The organism is Mesorhizobium sp. CNPSo 4671 (assembly GCF_057784245.1).
In genome coordinates this window covers 67,648-82,790 of sequence record NZ_JBWLUW010000007.1, presented here as the reverse complement: position 1 = coordinate 82,790, position 15,143 = coordinate 67,648, and the positions used below count along the sequence as shown (strand labels likewise).

11 protein-coding genes, 1 tRNA gene and 2 pseudogenes are annotated in these 15,143 nt (G+C 59.8%); 5 read left to right on the top strand and 9 right to left on the bottom strand.

Annotated features, from left to right (window positions below; translation table 11 throughout):
- Window positions 1-2: 2 nt before the first annotated feature.
- Window positions 3-1,051: pseudogene (gene obgE / locus AC04SF_RS20145) on the bottom strand (GTPase ObgE).
- Window positions 1,052-1,183: 132 nt separating this feature from the next.
- On the opposite strand from obgE, the gene AC04SF_RS20140 reads away from it, so the two are divergent.
- Window positions 1,184-2,053 carry an endonuclease/exonuclease/phosphatase family protein gene (locus AC04SF_RS20140; RefSeq protein ID WP_488479245.1) on the top strand — a complete coding sequence of 290 codons (870 nt, stop codon included), beginning with the start codon at window positions 1,184-1,186 and terminating at the stop codon, window positions 2,051-2,053.
- Window positions 2,054-2,060: 7 nt separating this feature from the next.
- Here AC04SF_RS20140 and AC04SF_RS20135 read toward each other — a convergent pair whose 3' ends face one another.
- The 4 genes from AC04SF_RS20135 to AC04SF_RS20120 form a co-directional block, all read right to left on the bottom strand.
- Window positions 2,061-2,594 (bottom strand): GNAT family N-acetyltransferase, encoded by a 534-nt coding sequence (locus AC04SF_RS20135; RefSeq protein ID WP_096458103.1) that lies wholly within the window; start codon window positions 2,592-2,594, stop codon window positions 2,061-2,063.
- 21 nt (window positions 2,595-2,615) lie between these two features.
- Complete coding sequence (locus AC04SF_RS20130) at window positions 2,616-3,203, bottom strand: GNAT family N-acetyltransferase (RefSeq protein ID WP_019861830.1); 588 nt, start codon at window positions 3,201-3,203, stop codon at window positions 2,616-2,618.
- Window positions 3,204-3,320: 117 nt separating this feature from the next.
- Window positions 3,321-3,590, bottom strand: coding sequence for a 50S ribosomal protein L27 (rpmA, locus tag AC04SF_RS20125; protein ID WP_010912120.1), 270 nt, complete (start codon window positions 3,588-3,590; stop codon window positions 3,321-3,323).
- A gap of 98 nt (window positions 3,591-3,688) precedes the next feature.
- Window positions 3,689-4,372, bottom strand: a complete 684-nt coding sequence (locus tag AC04SF_RS20120; RefSeq protein ID WP_096451350.1) for a 50S ribosomal protein L21 — start codon at window positions 4,370-4,372, stop codon at window positions 3,689-3,691.
- Between the two features lie 380 nt (window positions 4,373-4,752).
- Between AC04SF_RS20120 and AC04SF_RS20115 the strand changes: the two genes are divergently transcribed.
- The 4 genes from AC04SF_RS20115 (at window position 4,753) to AC04SF_RS20100 (ending at window position 7,734) form a co-directional block, all read left to right on the top strand.
- Window positions 4,753-4,842, top strand: a tRNA-Ser gene (locus AC04SF_RS20115).
- 325 nt (window positions 4,843-5,167) lie between these two features.
- Window positions 5,168-6,355: a DUF262 domain-containing protein gene (locus AC04SF_RS20110; protein WP_488479244.1), complete on the top strand. Its 1,188-nt coding sequence runs from the start codon at window positions 5,168-5,170 to the stop codon at window positions 6,353-6,355.
- Window positions 6,356-6,360: 5 nt separating this feature from the next.
- Window positions 6,361-7,203 carry a HEPN domain-containing protein gene (locus tag AC04SF_RS20105; protein WP_488479243.1) on the top strand — a complete coding sequence of 281 codons (843 nt, stop codon included), beginning with the start codon at window positions 6,361-6,363 and terminating at the stop codon, window positions 7,201-7,203.
- Between the two features lie 75 nt (window positions 7,204-7,278).
- Window positions 7,279-7,734, top strand: a complete 456-nt coding sequence (locus AC04SF_RS20100; RefSeq protein WP_488479242.1) for a very short patch repair endonuclease — start codon at window positions 7,279-7,281, stop codon at window positions 7,732-7,734.
- Here AC04SF_RS20100 and AC04SF_RS20095 read toward each other — a convergent pair.
- The 4 genes and pseudogenes from AC04SF_RS20095 to AC04SF_RS20080 form a co-directional block, all read right to left on the bottom strand.
- Window positions 7,716-10,016 (bottom strand): DEAD/DEAH box helicase family protein, encoded by a 2,301-nt coding sequence (locus tag AC04SF_RS20095; protein WP_488479241.1) that lies wholly within the window; start codon window positions 10,014-10,016, stop codon window positions 7,716-7,718. The two genes, AC04SF_RS20100 and AC04SF_RS20095, sit on opposite strands and share 19 nt — an antisense overlap.
- A gap of 47 nt (window positions 10,017-10,063) precedes the next feature.
- Window positions 10,064-13,486: a DNA (cytosine-5-)-methyltransferase gene (gene dcm / locus AC04SF_RS20090; RefSeq protein WP_488479240.1), complete on the bottom strand. Its 3,423-nt coding sequence runs from the start codon at window positions 13,484-13,486 to the stop codon at window positions 10,064-10,066.
- Between the two features lie 444 nt (window positions 13,487-13,930).
- Window positions 13,931-14,068 (bottom strand): annotated as a pseudogene (locus AC04SF_RS20085) (excisionase family DNA-binding protein); the annotation flags it as partial.
- A gap of 464 nt (window positions 14,069-14,532) precedes the next feature.
- Window positions 14,533-14,898 (bottom strand): hypothetical protein, encoded by a 366-nt coding sequence (locus tag AC04SF_RS20080; protein ID WP_488479239.1) that lies wholly within the window; start codon window positions 14,896-14,898, stop codon window positions 14,533-14,535.
- Between the last annotated feature and the right edge of the window lie 245 nt (window positions 14,899-15,143).

Genomic DNA, 15,143 nt, shown 5'->3' with positions numbered 1-15,143 from the left:
CCTTACTTTTCCCAGCGCGTCTCGACCACGGGCGCGGCCTCCGCGCGCGCCTCGGCAATCACCGTCATCAGTGCCCGCAGCACGGCCTCGACCCCTTCGCCGGTGACCCCCGCCCGCCGCCGCCCGCCCCCCCCCCCCGCGGCGCCCCCGCGCCCCCCCGCTTCAGCGAGGCGACCTTCTTCTTGCGTTCATCGGCATCGAGCGTATCGACCTGCGAAAGTGCCAGTATCTCGACCTTCTCGACCAACCCATTGCCATAGGCATCGAGCTCGGCGCGCACGGTTTTGTAGGCCTTGCCCGGATTTTCCTCCTGCGCCGAGACCAGGTGCAGCAGCACGCGTGTGCGCTCGACGTGGCCGAGGAAGCGGTCGCCGATGCCGACGCCCTCATGCGCGCCTTCGATAAGGCCCGGAATATCGGCGATGACGAATTCGCGCGCATCGATGCGGGCAACGCCGAGGCCGGGATGCAGTGTCGTGAACGGATAGTCGGCTATCTTCGGCTTGGCGGCGGTGACAGCGGCGAGAAATGTCGACTTGCCGGCATTGGGCAGCCCGACCAGCCCGGCATCGGCGATCAGCTTCAGCCGCAGCCAGATGTTGAGCTCCTCGCCGGGAAGGCCGGGATTGGCGCGGCGCGGCGCCTGGTTGGTCGAGGTCTTGAAATGCTGGTTGCCGAAGCCGCCATTGCCGCCCTTGGCGAGCAGGAAGCGCTGGCCGACCACGGTGAGGTCGCAGATCAGCGTCTCATTGTCTTCCTCGAACACCTGGGTTCCGGCCGGCACTTTCAGCGTGACGTCGGCGCCCTTGGCGCCGGTCATGTTGCGGCCCATGCCATGGACGCCGGTCTTGGCCTTGAAATGCTGCTGGTAGCGATAATCGATCAGCGTGTTCAACCCATCCACCGCTTCCAGCCAGACATCGCCGCCACGCCCGCCGTCGCCGCCATCCGGCCCACCGAACTCGATAAACTTCTCGCGCCGGAACGACACCGAACCGGCGCCTCCGTCACCCGAGCGGACATAGACCTTGGCTTGATCGAGAAATTTCATGGGACTGCAGTTTCTTTTATTGGCCTTGCGGCATTGCTCTAAACCTTGGGCCTTGCTCTAAACCAAGGCGCGGCCAAGGGCGAGGCCGTTTTGTGACAATGGCCGCTTGGGGTCGGCCGGAGAAATCTTGCTATGAAGCTTGTAACCTATAACATCCAATACGGCATTGGGCTTGATGGGCAATACGATGTCGCCCGCATTGCCGACGCGGTGCGCGGCGCCGATGTGATCGCGCTGCAGGAGGTCACCCGCAACAATCCGAGGAACGGTGGACGCGACATGGTCGCCGAGATCGGCGAAGCGCTGCCCGATTATTTCGCCGTCTATGGCAGCAATTTCGAGGCCAATATCGGCTCGCGCATCGAGAACGGCCGCGCCATCACCACCACCTTCCAGCTCGGCAACATGATGCTGTCGAAGTCGCCCATTCATCTGTCGCGCAACCTGCTTTTGCCGCGCAGCCGCAGCTTCGAGATGATGAACTTCCAGCGCGGCGCGCTGGAAGCACTGATCGAGACGTCGCTTGGCTTCATCCGCTTCTATTCCATCCATCTCGATCACCGCAGCCCGGTCGAACGCGCCAGCCAGATCCAGTTCCTGCGCCGCCGCCTGTTGAACTATGCGCTCGAAGGCGGCGCGCTGTCCGGCGTCGCCGAGATCGGCCTGCCGGAATTGCCGCACCCCGAGGCGTTTGTGGCCATGGGCGATTTCAACATGCTGGCCGGCTCGCCCGAATATGTCGAACTGGCCGGCCGGCCGGACCACCAATTCGGCATGCCGCTGACCGCCGATTTCGCCGTCGATGCCGCCGTGCGCCTGAACGTCACTGGCGACGATCTCGTCAGTTGGGTCGACCCCAAGGACCCGGCAAACACCAGCCGCCACAAGCGTATCGACTACGTCTTCACCAGCGCCTCGCTTGCCCGGTCGTTGCAGCGCCTGTGGGTCGACCACAAGGCAACCGGTTCGGACCATCTGCCGGTGTGGGCCGAACTGGGCTGACGGCTGTTCATCCGGCTGCGTTTTCGCGTTCGACGATCGCCATCATGATCGTATCGCCGTATTGCCCGTCGATACGGATAGCGTCGCGCTGCACACCCTCCCTGACAAACCCGACCTTGTCGTAAAGAGCGATGGCGCGGGCATTGTCGGCATGCACGGACAGCTCGACGCGGACAAAGCCGGCCTTGCGTGCCTGCGCCAAGGTCTCATTGATAAGCCGCAGTCCGAGGCCACGCCCGCGGTGGGAGGCAACAATTCCCATTCCGAGGGAGCCGCGATGGGCGTGGATGAGCCGGTCATGGCGTGAGATATCGCACCAACCGACAACCCCGCCGCGAACAATGGCGACGAAACCTGGATCGCCCGCCGCGATACGGTCCAATACGAATCGCCGGGTTTGATCCAGCGGTGGCGCCTCGAGGAAGGACAGGTACTTCCGCTCACGCGCAACGAGATCAAGCGCGCGATGAAAGCTTTCGATGTGACCAGGCGTTATCGGCGCGATCGCGATCGTTTCAATATCGTTGCTGTCATCGACCATTGGCTTGACCGGCGCCATCCATCAAAAGTGGACCCAGTTGCGCAGGCTGATCCACGTCTTGCGATCCAGCCTGTAGCGCTCGACCGGCACCTGGCCGGCGACGATCGAGTTCAGCATGCCCTGGCCGGCATACTGGAAGCCGCACTTGTGGATCACCCGGCGCGAGGCCGGATTGATGACCCGCGTCGAGGCATGCAGCACCTGGACCGACGTCTTCTGGAAGGCGAGGTCGACCAGCGCGTGGGCGGCCTCCGTCGCATAGCCGCGCTTCCAGTAGGGTTCGCCGATCCAGTAGCCGAGTTCCAGCCCGCGATCGGTGGTGTTGAGCCCCGCGCAGCCGACGAAAGTGTCGGTGCCGGCCAGCGTCAGTGCATAGGCGATACCAGCGCGGCGCGACCGTGTCATGGCGAGAAAGGCCCGCGCCTCGGCCTCGCCATAGGGGTGCGGCATGCGCGCCAGCATTTCGGCGACATGACGGTTGTCGGCAAGCTCGACCAGTTGCGCGATGTCGCTCTCGCGCGGCGCCCGCATCACCAGCCGCTCGGTGACCAGCACCGGGCAGTCTATCGCGTAACTTTCGTCTTCTGAGTCTTCCGCTTCGGCAACCATTTCAAAGTCCTCCAGGCAAGAAAAAAGGGAGATGGAAACCCATCTCCCCTGATCCTTTTCCTGGCGTTGCCAGACACCGGTCCCGAGATGGGCGCCGGTGTTCTAGTGCGGAACCGGCTACTCCGCGGCTTTGGTAATCGGGTTGACCGATACGTAGGTTCGGCCGTTGGCTTTTTTGTTGAACGTCACGGCGCCGGATTCGAGCGCAAAAAGGGTATGGTCCGTGCCCATGCCGACATTGACGCCGGGATGCCAGGTCGTGCCGCGTTGACGAATGATGATGTTGCCCGGGATGACGGCTTCGCCGCCGAACTTCTTCACGCCCAGACGCTTGGAATGCGAGTCGCGACCGTTGCGCGACGAGCCGCCAGCTTTCTTGTGTGCCATCTAACTAACTCCGTTGCGCCGCAAGGCGCCTAAAAGGCCTTATGAACGCGTTCGCGTTCCGTTTCAAGTCCGATCCGGCTGATGTTTCGCCGGAAAAATTACTTCTTCGCCAGTTCCTTGGCCTGTTCACGCCAGTCCTTGATCTGGTCGGCGCTGAACGGCATGTGTTCGTCGATCTTGGCGACATCCTTGTCGGTCAGCTTGGCGAGCTGCGCGAAGGTGATGATGCCCTGCTCGTTAAGATCCTTGGCGGCGACCGGGCCGATGCCCTTGATCACGGTCAGGTCGTCCGGCTCGCCCTTCGGCGCCTTGAACAGCGGCGCGGCGGCCGTCTCGGCCGTCACTTCTGCCTTGGGGGCAGCTTCCTTCTTGGCCTTGGCTTCCTTCGGCGCGGCCTCGGCCTTCGCCTCGGCGGCAACCTCAGCCTTGGCTTCCGCCTTCACGGCGGCCTTCTTGGCAGGCTTCGCGCCACCCAGCAGGATCTCGGCGATCCGCACGGTGGTCAGAAGCTGGCGATGGCCGATCTTGCGGCGCGAATTCTGGCGGCGGCGCTTCTTGAAAGCGATGACCGTGCGGTTCTTGCCCTGCTCGACTACTTCGGCGGTGACCAGAGCGCCATCGACGAACGGCGCCCCGAACGTGACATTCTCGCCCTCGCCATGCGCGAGCACGTGGCCGATCTCGACGATATCGCCGACATTGGCTTCGACTTTTTCGATCTTCAGGAGATCGTTGGCGGCAACGCGATACTGCTTACCGCCCGTTTTAATGACTGCGAACATTTTTTGCCTTTCGCTGTTCGGTCGGCCTCGATGAACCGCCTGAGGCGGTTCGGCCGTCTTTTTGTCAGTCTGCGGGTTCAAAAAACAAGCGGCGCGGAAGAACCCTCCACGCCGATTGCGCGCTGTCCCTAACCGAAGGTTGAGGTGGAGTCAAGGCAACAGCCGTTGCCGAGAGGCGGGCAACCACTGATCGCGTCAACATGACTGCCGGCGTCACCGTCGCTTGGCGGCGAGGCGTGGACGGCCGTGGACCCCGGCATGGACCTGCCATGAATCCGCTGCCTCTCCGGCAAGCCAAATAACTGGTGGATTTGGCCTTGTAACCTGCCCGATCAGCCGTTATCTAGTGCGCCGCGCCGGCAACGGCCGACCATGACCGCGGAGAGGTGGCAGAGTGGTCGAATGCACCGCACTCGAAATGCGGCATGGGTGCAAGCCCATCGGGGGTTCGAATCCCTCCCTCTCCGCCAATGTCATCTGATTTCATTGAGTTTTTTCGATTTTTCTTAGACTGCCATAAACTCAGCCATAAGCCCGCAAGAAGGCGCCGGTGAGCCATTTTGCGATCCGGGCTGGCCTGCTAACTCGCATCCGGATAAGCAGCCAAAAGGCGATGACGGGGTTATCATTTCGCAATTTGGGCACTCGGGCGAAGGCGCGAAGCTGGCGCAGTGGACGTTGCGGTTATCCTTCACTACCCGGTGCTGAAATTCACGATTGAAGCTATCTTGCTTGCCGACCAATCGGCCCACCTCTATGGAGTGGCCTCGTGCTGCAAGGGGGGACGAACGATTTATGGATATCGAAGTCATACTCGGCCAGTCGGAAGAGGTGCCTGAGGTCGACATACCGGATCCACACCCGGTGGATCCCGACGAATTCTTTGCAAAGAACGCATTCCGGATCGTCTTCCAGACGAATAATTTCTTCCTGCCCCAAATCCGCGATTTGATCGAGAAGGGGGAGGTTCTAAACCTGCGTCCGGAGTATCAGCGGAGACTTCGCTGGTCGGCGGCGCAGAAGTCGAAACTCATCGAATCGCTGCTACTGAACATACCTATTCCGCCGGTATTCCTGTACGAAAGCGACGCTGCACGGTACGAAGTCATGGACGGACAACAGCGACTAAATGCCGTAAGGGAGTTCCTCGCCGGCGATTTCTCGCTTACCTCGCTGACAGTGCTCAGGCCCCTCAACGGCATTCGCTACTCAAGGTGCCCCCCACGTATTAAGAGGGCATTGGACCGGGCCAGCCTTTCGGCAATCGTGCTCTTGCTAGAAAGCGATGCCGAGACGACCCAAAATCGGCTCACTATGACCGACATCCGTCGCTTCATCTTCGACCGTCTGAACACTGGCGGGACGAAGCTGAACCCACAGGAAATTCGAAATGCCCTCAATCCAGGCCCGTTAAATCGTATAATTATCGAACTAACGCAGAATGATCTTTTCACGCGTGTCTTCGACATCCCTCCCTATATCGAGACTGACCCCAACGATTACTATGAAAACCCAAAGCGCCAGAAGAATATCCTCTATTCAAGTATGGCTGATTGCCAGCTTGTGTTACGGTATTTCGCCTTGAGGGACGACGCAAACATCCGCGGCTCAATTAAATCTATGCTAGATCGCGCTATGGAGATTCAGGTCACTGACGATCAGGCAAATTCCCTCAAGCAAGAATACATCGAGCGCTTCTCTTTCCTGTACGCTCTGTTTGAAGGGAAGCCTTTTATGCTTCCGCCTGATGAAAAAGGGCGAGAGCGGGTGTCCGCAGCGATCTACGACGCCTCGATGGTGGCCATCAATCGACTGTGGGCCGTGCGTACGGAGATTCTAGCAGATGCGGCAAATGTACGGCATCGTATGGAGGCAACCGGAGCAGATCCCGATCGACTTGCCATCTTAACCGGTCAGGGCAACACAGCCAACGCTGTTAGGGAACGCATCGACCTTGTGCGATCGATTTTCCGACCGGAGTGACCGTCGTGGCCACCGTCTTTGAGGCTATCGCTGAGGACTTTGCTGAGGACCTAAATGCGATACGGAGTTTGATCGCCGCGTTCTCCGATGCGAAACAACCACCCAAGACTCGGATAGCCGCGGCGAATTCCGCGACGCTTTTGGTGGCCGCTACCTTTGAGGAGTTCGTCCGCGAGATGGCCCGTGAGTACGCGCGAGCGGTCGTTCTCGGTTCGGAATCGTTCGAGAAACTTCCCCCAAATTTGGCCAGCACAGCCTGGAAGCGCACGATGGACGGCCTCAGCAAAATCAAATTCGACGGCCATAACAAATCGGGCACCGACTTCTTCGGCGTCGCGCAGGCGCGCTTCGCGTTGATCTATGAGTTCTGCAAGGGTGACCTCTCCAAGGACATCTACCGAGACCTAATCCACAATGAGAACAACATGCGCCCGGTACAGATCAACGGCCTCTTCAAGGTGTCCGGCATGAAAGACATCTGCACCCTGTGCTCCGACAAGCAACCGTTTCTGAGCGTCTTCGGCGAGACGGAACCCGGAAGGGCGCACGGCAAATTTATGTCAGCCTTGGAGAACTTCTTCGAGCGGCGCAACGAGATCGCGCATGCTCTAAACCCTCGGCAATCCAGCAGTCCGGAACAGATCGCCAACGACATTGAGGTCTTTGAAGGCTTTGCAATGGCTATGCGTGAGACGTTGAATGCAATGGCACCGCAACCCTACGCGGGGTCGATGGTAAGGAATCATTCAGCGATCGCCCCAGAGGGTGTTGCCTCTTCCTCACCGCTCGCTGACGAGACGACGCGGCTGAGTAGAGTCGCGAATTGGTTTTTATCTCGCCTACAGTAGCTGCGGTCGACGGCGACCCCGGATAGCGCGCCGCTGCGAAGCCACACTCCGCGCGAGCATAGGCATCGATTGCAGATGTCAGAAATTTCGATACAACGGGGTATGATTGACCAGCTTTTGCCGGAAGCGCGCAGCGCGCTCATGGCGCGCGTTCGCCAGAAGAATACCGAACCCGAACTTGTCGTTCGTCGTATCCTACACTCCATGGGTTATCGATTCCGCTTACATCGCAGAGACTTGCCCGGAACGCCCGACATCGTGTTGCCGGCGAAGAGGAAAGTCATCTTCGTGCACGGTTGCTATTGGCATGGTCACACGTGTCCGGCGGGCCGGCTTGCGAAGACACGCACCCAGTTTTGGGCTGCGAAGGTCCGCTCAAATCGCGCACGCGATGCACGGAGCATACGAGCCTTGCGTCGAGTGGGCTGGTCGGTCGCTATCGTGTGGGAATGCCAGACGAAACGAAAATCCGAAGTCGAGCTTCGCGTTCGTCGCTTTCTTTCCGAAATGGCCTACCTCAATCGCGCCTGAAGTTCGGCCCAGCTGCCGCTTTTCCTTATGTCGCTTTCTAACGCCAAACCGATATCTATCCTGTACCCGAGCGAGCGCTGCCGACCGGCCCATTCCTTGGCCGCCGCATTTTTGAGGCGATCTTCGCTAAGGGGATCCGACCATCTGAAGTCCGCCTTCGGTTCCAGCAGCAGATAAGATTCGTGCTCGCCGACTCTGTTCAGCACCACGAAGTCAGGCCTGTACCTACCCGCCGGCGTTTCGATTTCCATCCTGAACGGGTCGTTCCTCACCCACCACACGACATCCTCCGCACGATCCAGGAGCAACGCTGCGAGAGCCTCCGGCTCGGAATCAAAGGCGTATGCCTCGTGACCGCCTCTTCCCCAACCCCTATAGAGCAGGCGCCTCCGGAAACTTCCAGGAGCGAAAATCGGCAGGTCGGAAACAGATATCGACGGAGGCTGCGAACCGGAACCCATCATGACCTCGAAGGACCCTACATAGTCGGAGAATGTAAAGACCTTTTCGGCCCGGCTCTCCCCATATTCGGGCGCCGTCAATTTCGCGTTTCGACGAAGCGCGGCGGCGACTTGCTCCCCCACCTCAGACGGATCGAAATCGACCGGACCGTCTCCCGGTCGAATCGTAGACAACCACTCCAGCACTATGGCCTGGACTCGACCTGTGTGCTTCTCGTCCGAAAGAAATGCTGGTAGCGCGCGAATGCATCGCAAGGCAGCCGCGCGGGCAAATCGGATCCGCTCGACTCGAACGCGACCAAATCCGAGCCTGGTTTGAGCCGCCATCAAATCCACCTCAGTCACGATCGCTTCCGAGACATGGCGCAGCGCCTCTGGAGAAAGCCTCAAATCAAGCTCTCGGGGCAGTATCCGCAGGTCGGCGCAGCGCAACGAAGGGCTGCCAATGGCTTTGACAGGAACCGGCACCAACTCCGGATCGGCTTCGTCCGACGTGGTGATCTTCACTCCCCCGGCGTCGGCGGTCGCCGTCCGCGTCCATTCGGTTGCCTCCGCCACAATCCGCTCAAGCTTTTCTCGTCCGAAACAGACAACGTCCAACTCATCCAGGACGGGTCTTCCGATCCGCCTTCCCGCAGGCAACCGGAGACCACGTCCCATAGCTTGCAGCGCACCCTGGAAGGTGGCCATCGCTCGAAGCGGTGTGACCACGTAGACGTTCGTGACATCCCAGCCTTCGCTTAGCTCAGCCACGTTCACCACCACTCGGACGGGATTGCCGACGCTCTCAATGCTGAGGAGCCGCTCAAGTTCCTCTTCGGACTTTGTCATCGCGGAATGCGTCAGAAGAACCTCGTTTTCGGTCACTCGCCCCGTGTCTATCAGCCAGGTTGTGACCTCCTCTGCATGCGCGATGTCGCGAGCGAAAAAAACGCACACCGGTTTGACCTGAGGAAAACCGTCGCTAAGCGCATCAGCCGCGGCCTGCCGTTTTCGCTCCAGTCGGTCCAACGAGTAGTCGATCGCGGCCCGATCAACGTCTTCGTCTCCGAGACCGGTGGCGTCGAACGTGCGAACACAAATGTGAACGTCCTTGGTATACAGTCCATCCCTTAGGGCTCGCCGCAGAGGATAGTCGTACAGAATGTGCTCGCCTTCCTCGCCCCGCGGGGTAGCAGTCAGTCCGAGTTGAATGGCAGGCGACAGTCCACGGATAGCGGCGGCCCAAGCCGTCGTTTCGCTTCTCGCCTGGCGGCCGACATGGTGGGCCTCGTCCACTATAACGACGAGGTCCTTCCTGGCCGAAATGGCCTGGGCCGGCGACTGACCGGCGAACGCCACCGGACGCGTGAACCGGTCGCTGCTCGCGATAAGTTGCGGCGAGAGTAGGAAAATCTTGGGCCCCTGGGCCAGGAGGTCGCCCTCGAATTCGAACCCCCGCGGCCCGTCAATCTCGTCAGCCCGGACGATGCTCGGTTCCGGAACGAGATTGGGATCGACAAACAGATACTCTCGGAAGCGAACGTCGAAGGCGCTCTCGAAACGACGCAGAACGGCGCGCCGAGGAGCCAGGACCAAAAACGTTTTCGCCTCGCCGGTCAGCCACAGGAATGCGATTATTCCTCCTGCAAGCCTCGTCTTGCCGACTCCTGTCGCGAGTGCGAACGTGAACACCGGATGGAAGGCGTGTCTCCAACCTTCCCGGACGGCGAGAAATTCTCTTCGCTGCTCCAGTGTGCAATCGCAGAGCCGCGTAGGAAGATACAGGAGAGCGTCCCGCAACGCTCGAAGCGCCTCGGCCTGAGGTGGCCGAAGGTTCATCGTTCGCACCACGAGTTCACACGCTTCACGCAGAAGCCGATCCCTATTCATGCGGCGCCCGCGGACAGCACCAGCGAGAACGGGATACGGCGAACCTCTAGGCGCGGATCCGAAACATGATCGGGATCGGCGGGGCCGCGGTGGAAATAGATACGCACTCTTCCGCCCGCATCGACGTGTGACGCAAACTCGCGGCCGACTTCTTCGACGTCCGGGCGATCGAGCCACTCGTTGGAGGAAAAATACACTGCGACAACACGACTGTCCCAAGACTTCCCGAAGACGCGTCCTTTCGGCGCGACAGGGACCAGACCTTCCACCGAAGCCAAGGCCGAGAGAAACTCGGGAGATCCGACCGGATATCTCTCGTAGTCGATTGACACCGTCGACAGCTGTGGATCGACTTCGGCAAAAGTCTGACCGGGCCTCAGGACGAAAACTGAACCGCCATTATCTGGCGGTCGAGGATTCCCGTCGACAATGTACCCCGTGCTCGGCACGTCGGATTGCGTGACCGAGAACGACAATGAGTCAGGCAACGGATGTGCGCCTTTGGCCGCGAGAGCAAGTCGCGGTAGCCAAACTGCCTCGGCGAGTCTGTCGTCGGGTGGCATTGCGACGAAGACTGCTCGTCGCCCTGCCGCCGTCGCTACTGCGGCCATTTCGGCAGCTGGGGAACCGATATCGACTACCGTCGACGTGCCCTCGGAGAAAAGAGCCAATAGACGGGCCATCAATTTGGCCGGCTTTGCCGTGGCGACTATCTCGGAGACGATACCGGCGGCGCGCAAGGCGCCTTGTTCCTTCTTTGCGTCCTGAGAGTAGTCGACTTCGGTAGGATCGCCCTCTTCTCCGCCCTTTCGAGCTCTTCCGAACCAGATGCTTGTTTGATTCAGGCGGCTTTCGTCCCCGTCTTCGTAGATTTTGAGCGCGGGAATGGCATCGTGTTTGCTCTTGAAATCCACAGCGTCCTCAGCGGCCCTCGACATAAGCGTCGAGAAAGGAAACTCCCAGTAGCGCCCCTTTCCGCCGACGGCTGTCTTGCCCGGCCTCGTCGTTCCGATCCATGGCGCACCGCCAGCGCCTGAGATGCAAGCCGAGTACACTGCGCCGACTTTGCCGATCGGGAGGGCAGAGGTCTCGATCCGGAGGGGCCCGTCCGAATCAGGTCCACCAATGAAGTTGCCCGCGTCGCCACGCACGGCCTTGAGCCACGGAATTTCTGCAAGCGGGGGCGCAATCCCATTGTCCCGTATCTCGATCTCAAGCGTTTTTTCAACCGACTTCTCAGCGCTATCGGTCAGTCGAACGCTGAAGTTCCAACAACCTGCTGCCTCAGGTTGGCCCCAGACAACCCCGGTTTTAGGATTGATCCGCCACAATCCCGGAGGAAGCGTGCCGGACGTTACCTCCCATCTATAGGGACATACATGCACCTCGTAGTCGCAGTCGGGTTTGTTGGCGCCTTTTTGTTCCGCCTTCCACGGCCCGCGCGGATCACCGTCTCGATTCGCGAATCCTTTTGCCAACAGCCGGAGAGAAACTGGCGGAAGGCTGTCCATTCGACGGGCATAGATCAGGATATTGTCATGGATCGGAGAAATCTCGCGCATGTTGGGCATGTTGCGCGGGCTATAGCCCTTCTGCCATGCGACCGTGCCGACGTGGTTCTGAGAACCTGCGAGTTCGTCCAGCAAAAGCTGCGCGAATGCAGTCTCGTGGATACCGCATAGCACCGCGATAGCACCGCGATCTTCAAGCAGGCCGAGCGCACGACGCAATAGTGCGCGCGCGACAGAGAGCCAAGTGTCCAGTACCTTTTCGCGATCGGTCGCATCGAACGATCCGGCATTCGTGCTGATACGCGGCAGGTCGACGTAGACCAACCTCACTTGCCGACCGATCTGTCGCCGCAGCGCGTCGAGCGAGGCGCACGGGTCACCAAGAACGAGCCAGGGGTCCGACTCCGAATTCCCTGTCCCGCCTGTCGGCAGCAGTGGAATCGCTCGGGCCCCAGTCACCGAATCCGCTTCTTCGAGAACCACCCAACCGCTTTCGTCCCAACGGACGGCGGCTCCGCGACTCGGCCAATCAAGGCCGACGCGAAGCCGATTTTTCGGCTCGTAAACGAGGCTCTTTCCCGGTGCGAGATTAGTAGGCAAGTCACTCATTTCGTCTCTCTCGTCTTCCCGGGCCACCGGTACCGGCCAGCGGTGCCACTTGGCCTGCGATCGGTCCCAATCCTCTATTGCCTGAGCGATGGTTTGCCATGGCGAAAGACCCAGCATCGACGAGGTACGCGGATTCGCGTGGGTTCGGCGAGAGAAAACCCGATCAAAATAGTCGTGCACGTCACTTGTCGTCTTTCCCCTCGCCCCAACTATAAAGACACGTCTGCGGGTTTGAGGTACACCATAGTCGGCGGCGTTAAGTACAGCGAGTGCTACCCCGTAGTTTGCAGGGCCGCCGGCGTCCCTTAGTCGCTCGACCAAATCCTTCGCATAACTTTCGTTCTCGCCCGACAAAAGCCCGGGTACGTTCTCGAAAACGAAGCCATTGGGAAGGACTTTGGCTACGATTTCGGGGGTGGCCCCGAGAACGTCGCGATGGTCGTCCGAACCGAGCCCCTTGCCGGCATGCGACCACGGTTGGCATGGAGGTCCCCCGGCAAGAACGTCCACGCGTCCTTTGTATGCGGTCCAATCAATTTCCCGGACGTCGGCTTCCAAGACGACGCGCCTGTCGAATTCGCCACACTCCCTCAAAACCTCGCAGGCTACGTCCCACTTTTCAATCAAAGCTAGGTGCTTGAGCCCCAGAGCCGTTTTCTCGCCAAGCGCGAGTCCGCCGAAGCCGGCACAAATCTCCAGACCGGTCTTCGGTCGCGTTCCGATCAAACTCGGCAACTCGAGAAATACAGCCTCGCTCAGCGGCGGCGGAACGGCATCACCATACCCTCTTAACAGCAATAATTCGTCCTGGACTGCAGGACGTCCCCAATCCGCCGGAAAACCTTGCAGTGTGGCCACCTCAGATGCGAGGAGGCGCCTGTAGCGACCTTTTGCTCGATCCAACAGATGCGCTTCCTGCGGGTAGCGCCACCATTCTCTGCGCGCAGTCGAAGCGGGACGAGAAGGCTCTTGCGGTCGATGCTTCGGGTCGAGAGCCACTGCGATCGACCAACTCGGCTCGGCCAAACGGTCCTGCATTTGCACACTGGGTTCGTGCGCTAGTTCGCCAGTATCCCCTGGACGTCCGTCGAGCCATTCTTGAACTTTGTGCACGTCGTAGCGAACACTGCGGCCAAACTTTATCGTGGGCAAACCCGCCTTGCGGAGACGCCAAAGCGATGTCCTTGGAATACTGAGTAGGCGAACCAAATCCCGCTCCGTAACGAAGCGCCTCGCTCTCGCTTCGTCGAGTCCTAAAAAGAGTTCTCCGTTAGAAAACATTGGAACATCCTGGAACAATCTGAAACAGAGATATCCTTAGGTCGACACGAGCGTCAACGGATAGAATGCCTTCGGATTCACTATCCCCAGCACAAACGCGCGCATCAAGTAGCTCTGTCTACTGCATCCTTTGGCGAGCCTAATCGGATCCCGCAGCCGACTCAATCTCAGCCGCTACCGGCCGTCGCCAGGGTTTACGCCGCCGCCCGGTCATTCGAACAGGAACCAATCGACGTGCCGAAAGTCCTGTCGATCTTGGATGTTGCGTCATAGTTGTTTGCGGTGAGACCCGACGAGGAGGGGCCGCCTCGCGGCACGGCGGGAGGTTGCCGTCTCCCGTTGGCCGCTTCGCGGCACCGCGAGCGCTGTCAGTTTTCGCCGAAATCTACGCCTCTAGTCAAACGTGTATTCAACGCAAGCGGCTTGTGAGGAAAGCAAGAAACCGGAAAGCTCCTGCAGGTGCTAGCGGTCTTTAAGGAAGGCCCGAAGCTTGTCGGCCTCGATGAGCCGCCGCTTCCCAATTTTAACGGACGGCAATTCGCCCATGGCGACTAGCTTCCAAACGTAATCGACTGACAAGGACAGCGCTTTCGCGGCTCCCGGTACACTATAGGCGAGTTTCTCTGGCTCCGCTTCGGGCCGCTTCGTGCGCGTAGGGGCGGATAATAGCGGACGTTCCTTTCGTGGCGTCCAATAGCCAACCCAGAAGGTACCAAACTGTCAATCTAGACAACAAACAAGTGCTTGTTTCTAAAACACAATCTGTTTGCTTTTTTGGGAAAGGCGACCTCAGAGATGCGCCCCTCCGGGGTAGGGGTGTAGCACCAGAGGGTGCTGATTATTAATGCGCGCCCCGTCATAGCCCTCTGGCGGGGGGTGTTGAAAGGCCGGCCGATAAACGCGCAGATTACCCTTTCGTTACGGGAAGACGCTGCGGAGAAATGCAACGACATAGCCCGACTTTAGCACGTGAAAGATTTCCCGCCCGCCCTGCACGACGATCCCCGCGAAGTATGCTCGGAGTTCCGTCCCTGCCAACTGAATTACGAACGCTGAGCCTCCGCTCATGCCGTCCGGATCGATGGCAATCGGGCTTGTTGAACGCACCGGATCAACGCGTCGTCCTTTGGCTGTCCATCTGGTAGGCAGGGGACATCTAGGCGGGATAGCCCTAGGTGTCGTTTCGTTTCCAACTCGTAGGCCTGGCCGGCGGACGGATAGCCGGTCAGAAGCATCGCCATGATATTTGTGACGGGTGTGTCAGGTGGCAATTCTGTCAGGTCAAAGAAGCGCCTCTTCAGATCGGGATGTGCTGCGACGGGCTCCGTGAAATCAAAGGCAGCGATGTCATTCGCATCGGTGTCTGGGCGCGGCTGATAGGTCCGGAAGCCTCCCGACGTGACGAGCAGCCCCCCGTCATCTTTCAGCATTGCCACTCGTTGGGGGTCTACCCCGCGTAGCTGGTGATTGCTGCAAAGCAGGATGTATCGTCCGTCGAAGCGGACGGCGGTCGCGGACCCAACTAACGAGACTTCGTACGTCTCATGATCGTTGTGTACGACGAGATTAAATGCGTATCTCGACAAGGCCCGCTGGATCGATCTCCCCGGTACGACGAGCTCGTTTAGCCGCACGCTCAGCCGGGTGAAATCCTGGATCAGCCTCATTCTTTTTT

Excerpts from the sequence above, each read along its gene's own strand:
- AC04SF_RS20140 (WP_488479245.1), top strand. The coding sequence starts at position 1,184 with ATGAAGCTTGTAACCTATAACATCCAATACGGCATTGGGCTTGATGGG.
- AC04SF_RS20135 (WP_096458103.1), bottom strand. The coding sequence starts at position 2,594 with ATGGTCGATGACAGCAACGATATTGAAACGATCGCGATCGCGCCGATA.
- AC04SF_RS20130 (WP_019861830.1), bottom strand. The coding sequence starts at position 3,203 with ATGGTTGCCGAAGCGGAAGACTCAGAAGACGAAAGTTACGCGATAGAC.
- rpmA (WP_010912120.1), bottom strand. The coding sequence starts at position 3,590 with ATGGCACACAAGAAAGCTGGCGGCTCGTCGCGCAACGGTCGCGACTCG.
- AC04SF_RS20120 (WP_096451350.1), bottom strand. The coding sequence starts at position 4,372 with ATGTTCGCAGTCATTAAAACGGGCGGTAAGCAGTATCGCGTTGCCGCC.
- AC04SF_RS20110 (WP_488479244.1), top strand. The coding sequence starts at position 5,168 with ATGGATATCGAAGTCATACTCGGCCAGTCGGAAGAGGTGCCTGAGGTC.
- AC04SF_RS20100 (WP_488479242.1), top strand. The coding sequence starts at position 7,279 with ATGTCAGAAATTTCGATACAACGGGGTATGATTGACCAGCTTTTGCCG.
- AC04SF_RS20095 (WP_488479241.1), bottom strand. The coding sequence starts at position 10,016 with ATGAACCTTCGGCCACCTCAGGCCGAGGCGCTTCGAGCGTTGCGGGAC.
- AC04SF_RS20080 (WP_488479239.1), bottom strand. The coding sequence starts at position 14,898 with ATGCTGAAAGATGACGGGGGGCTGCTCGTCACGTCGGGAGGCTTCCGG.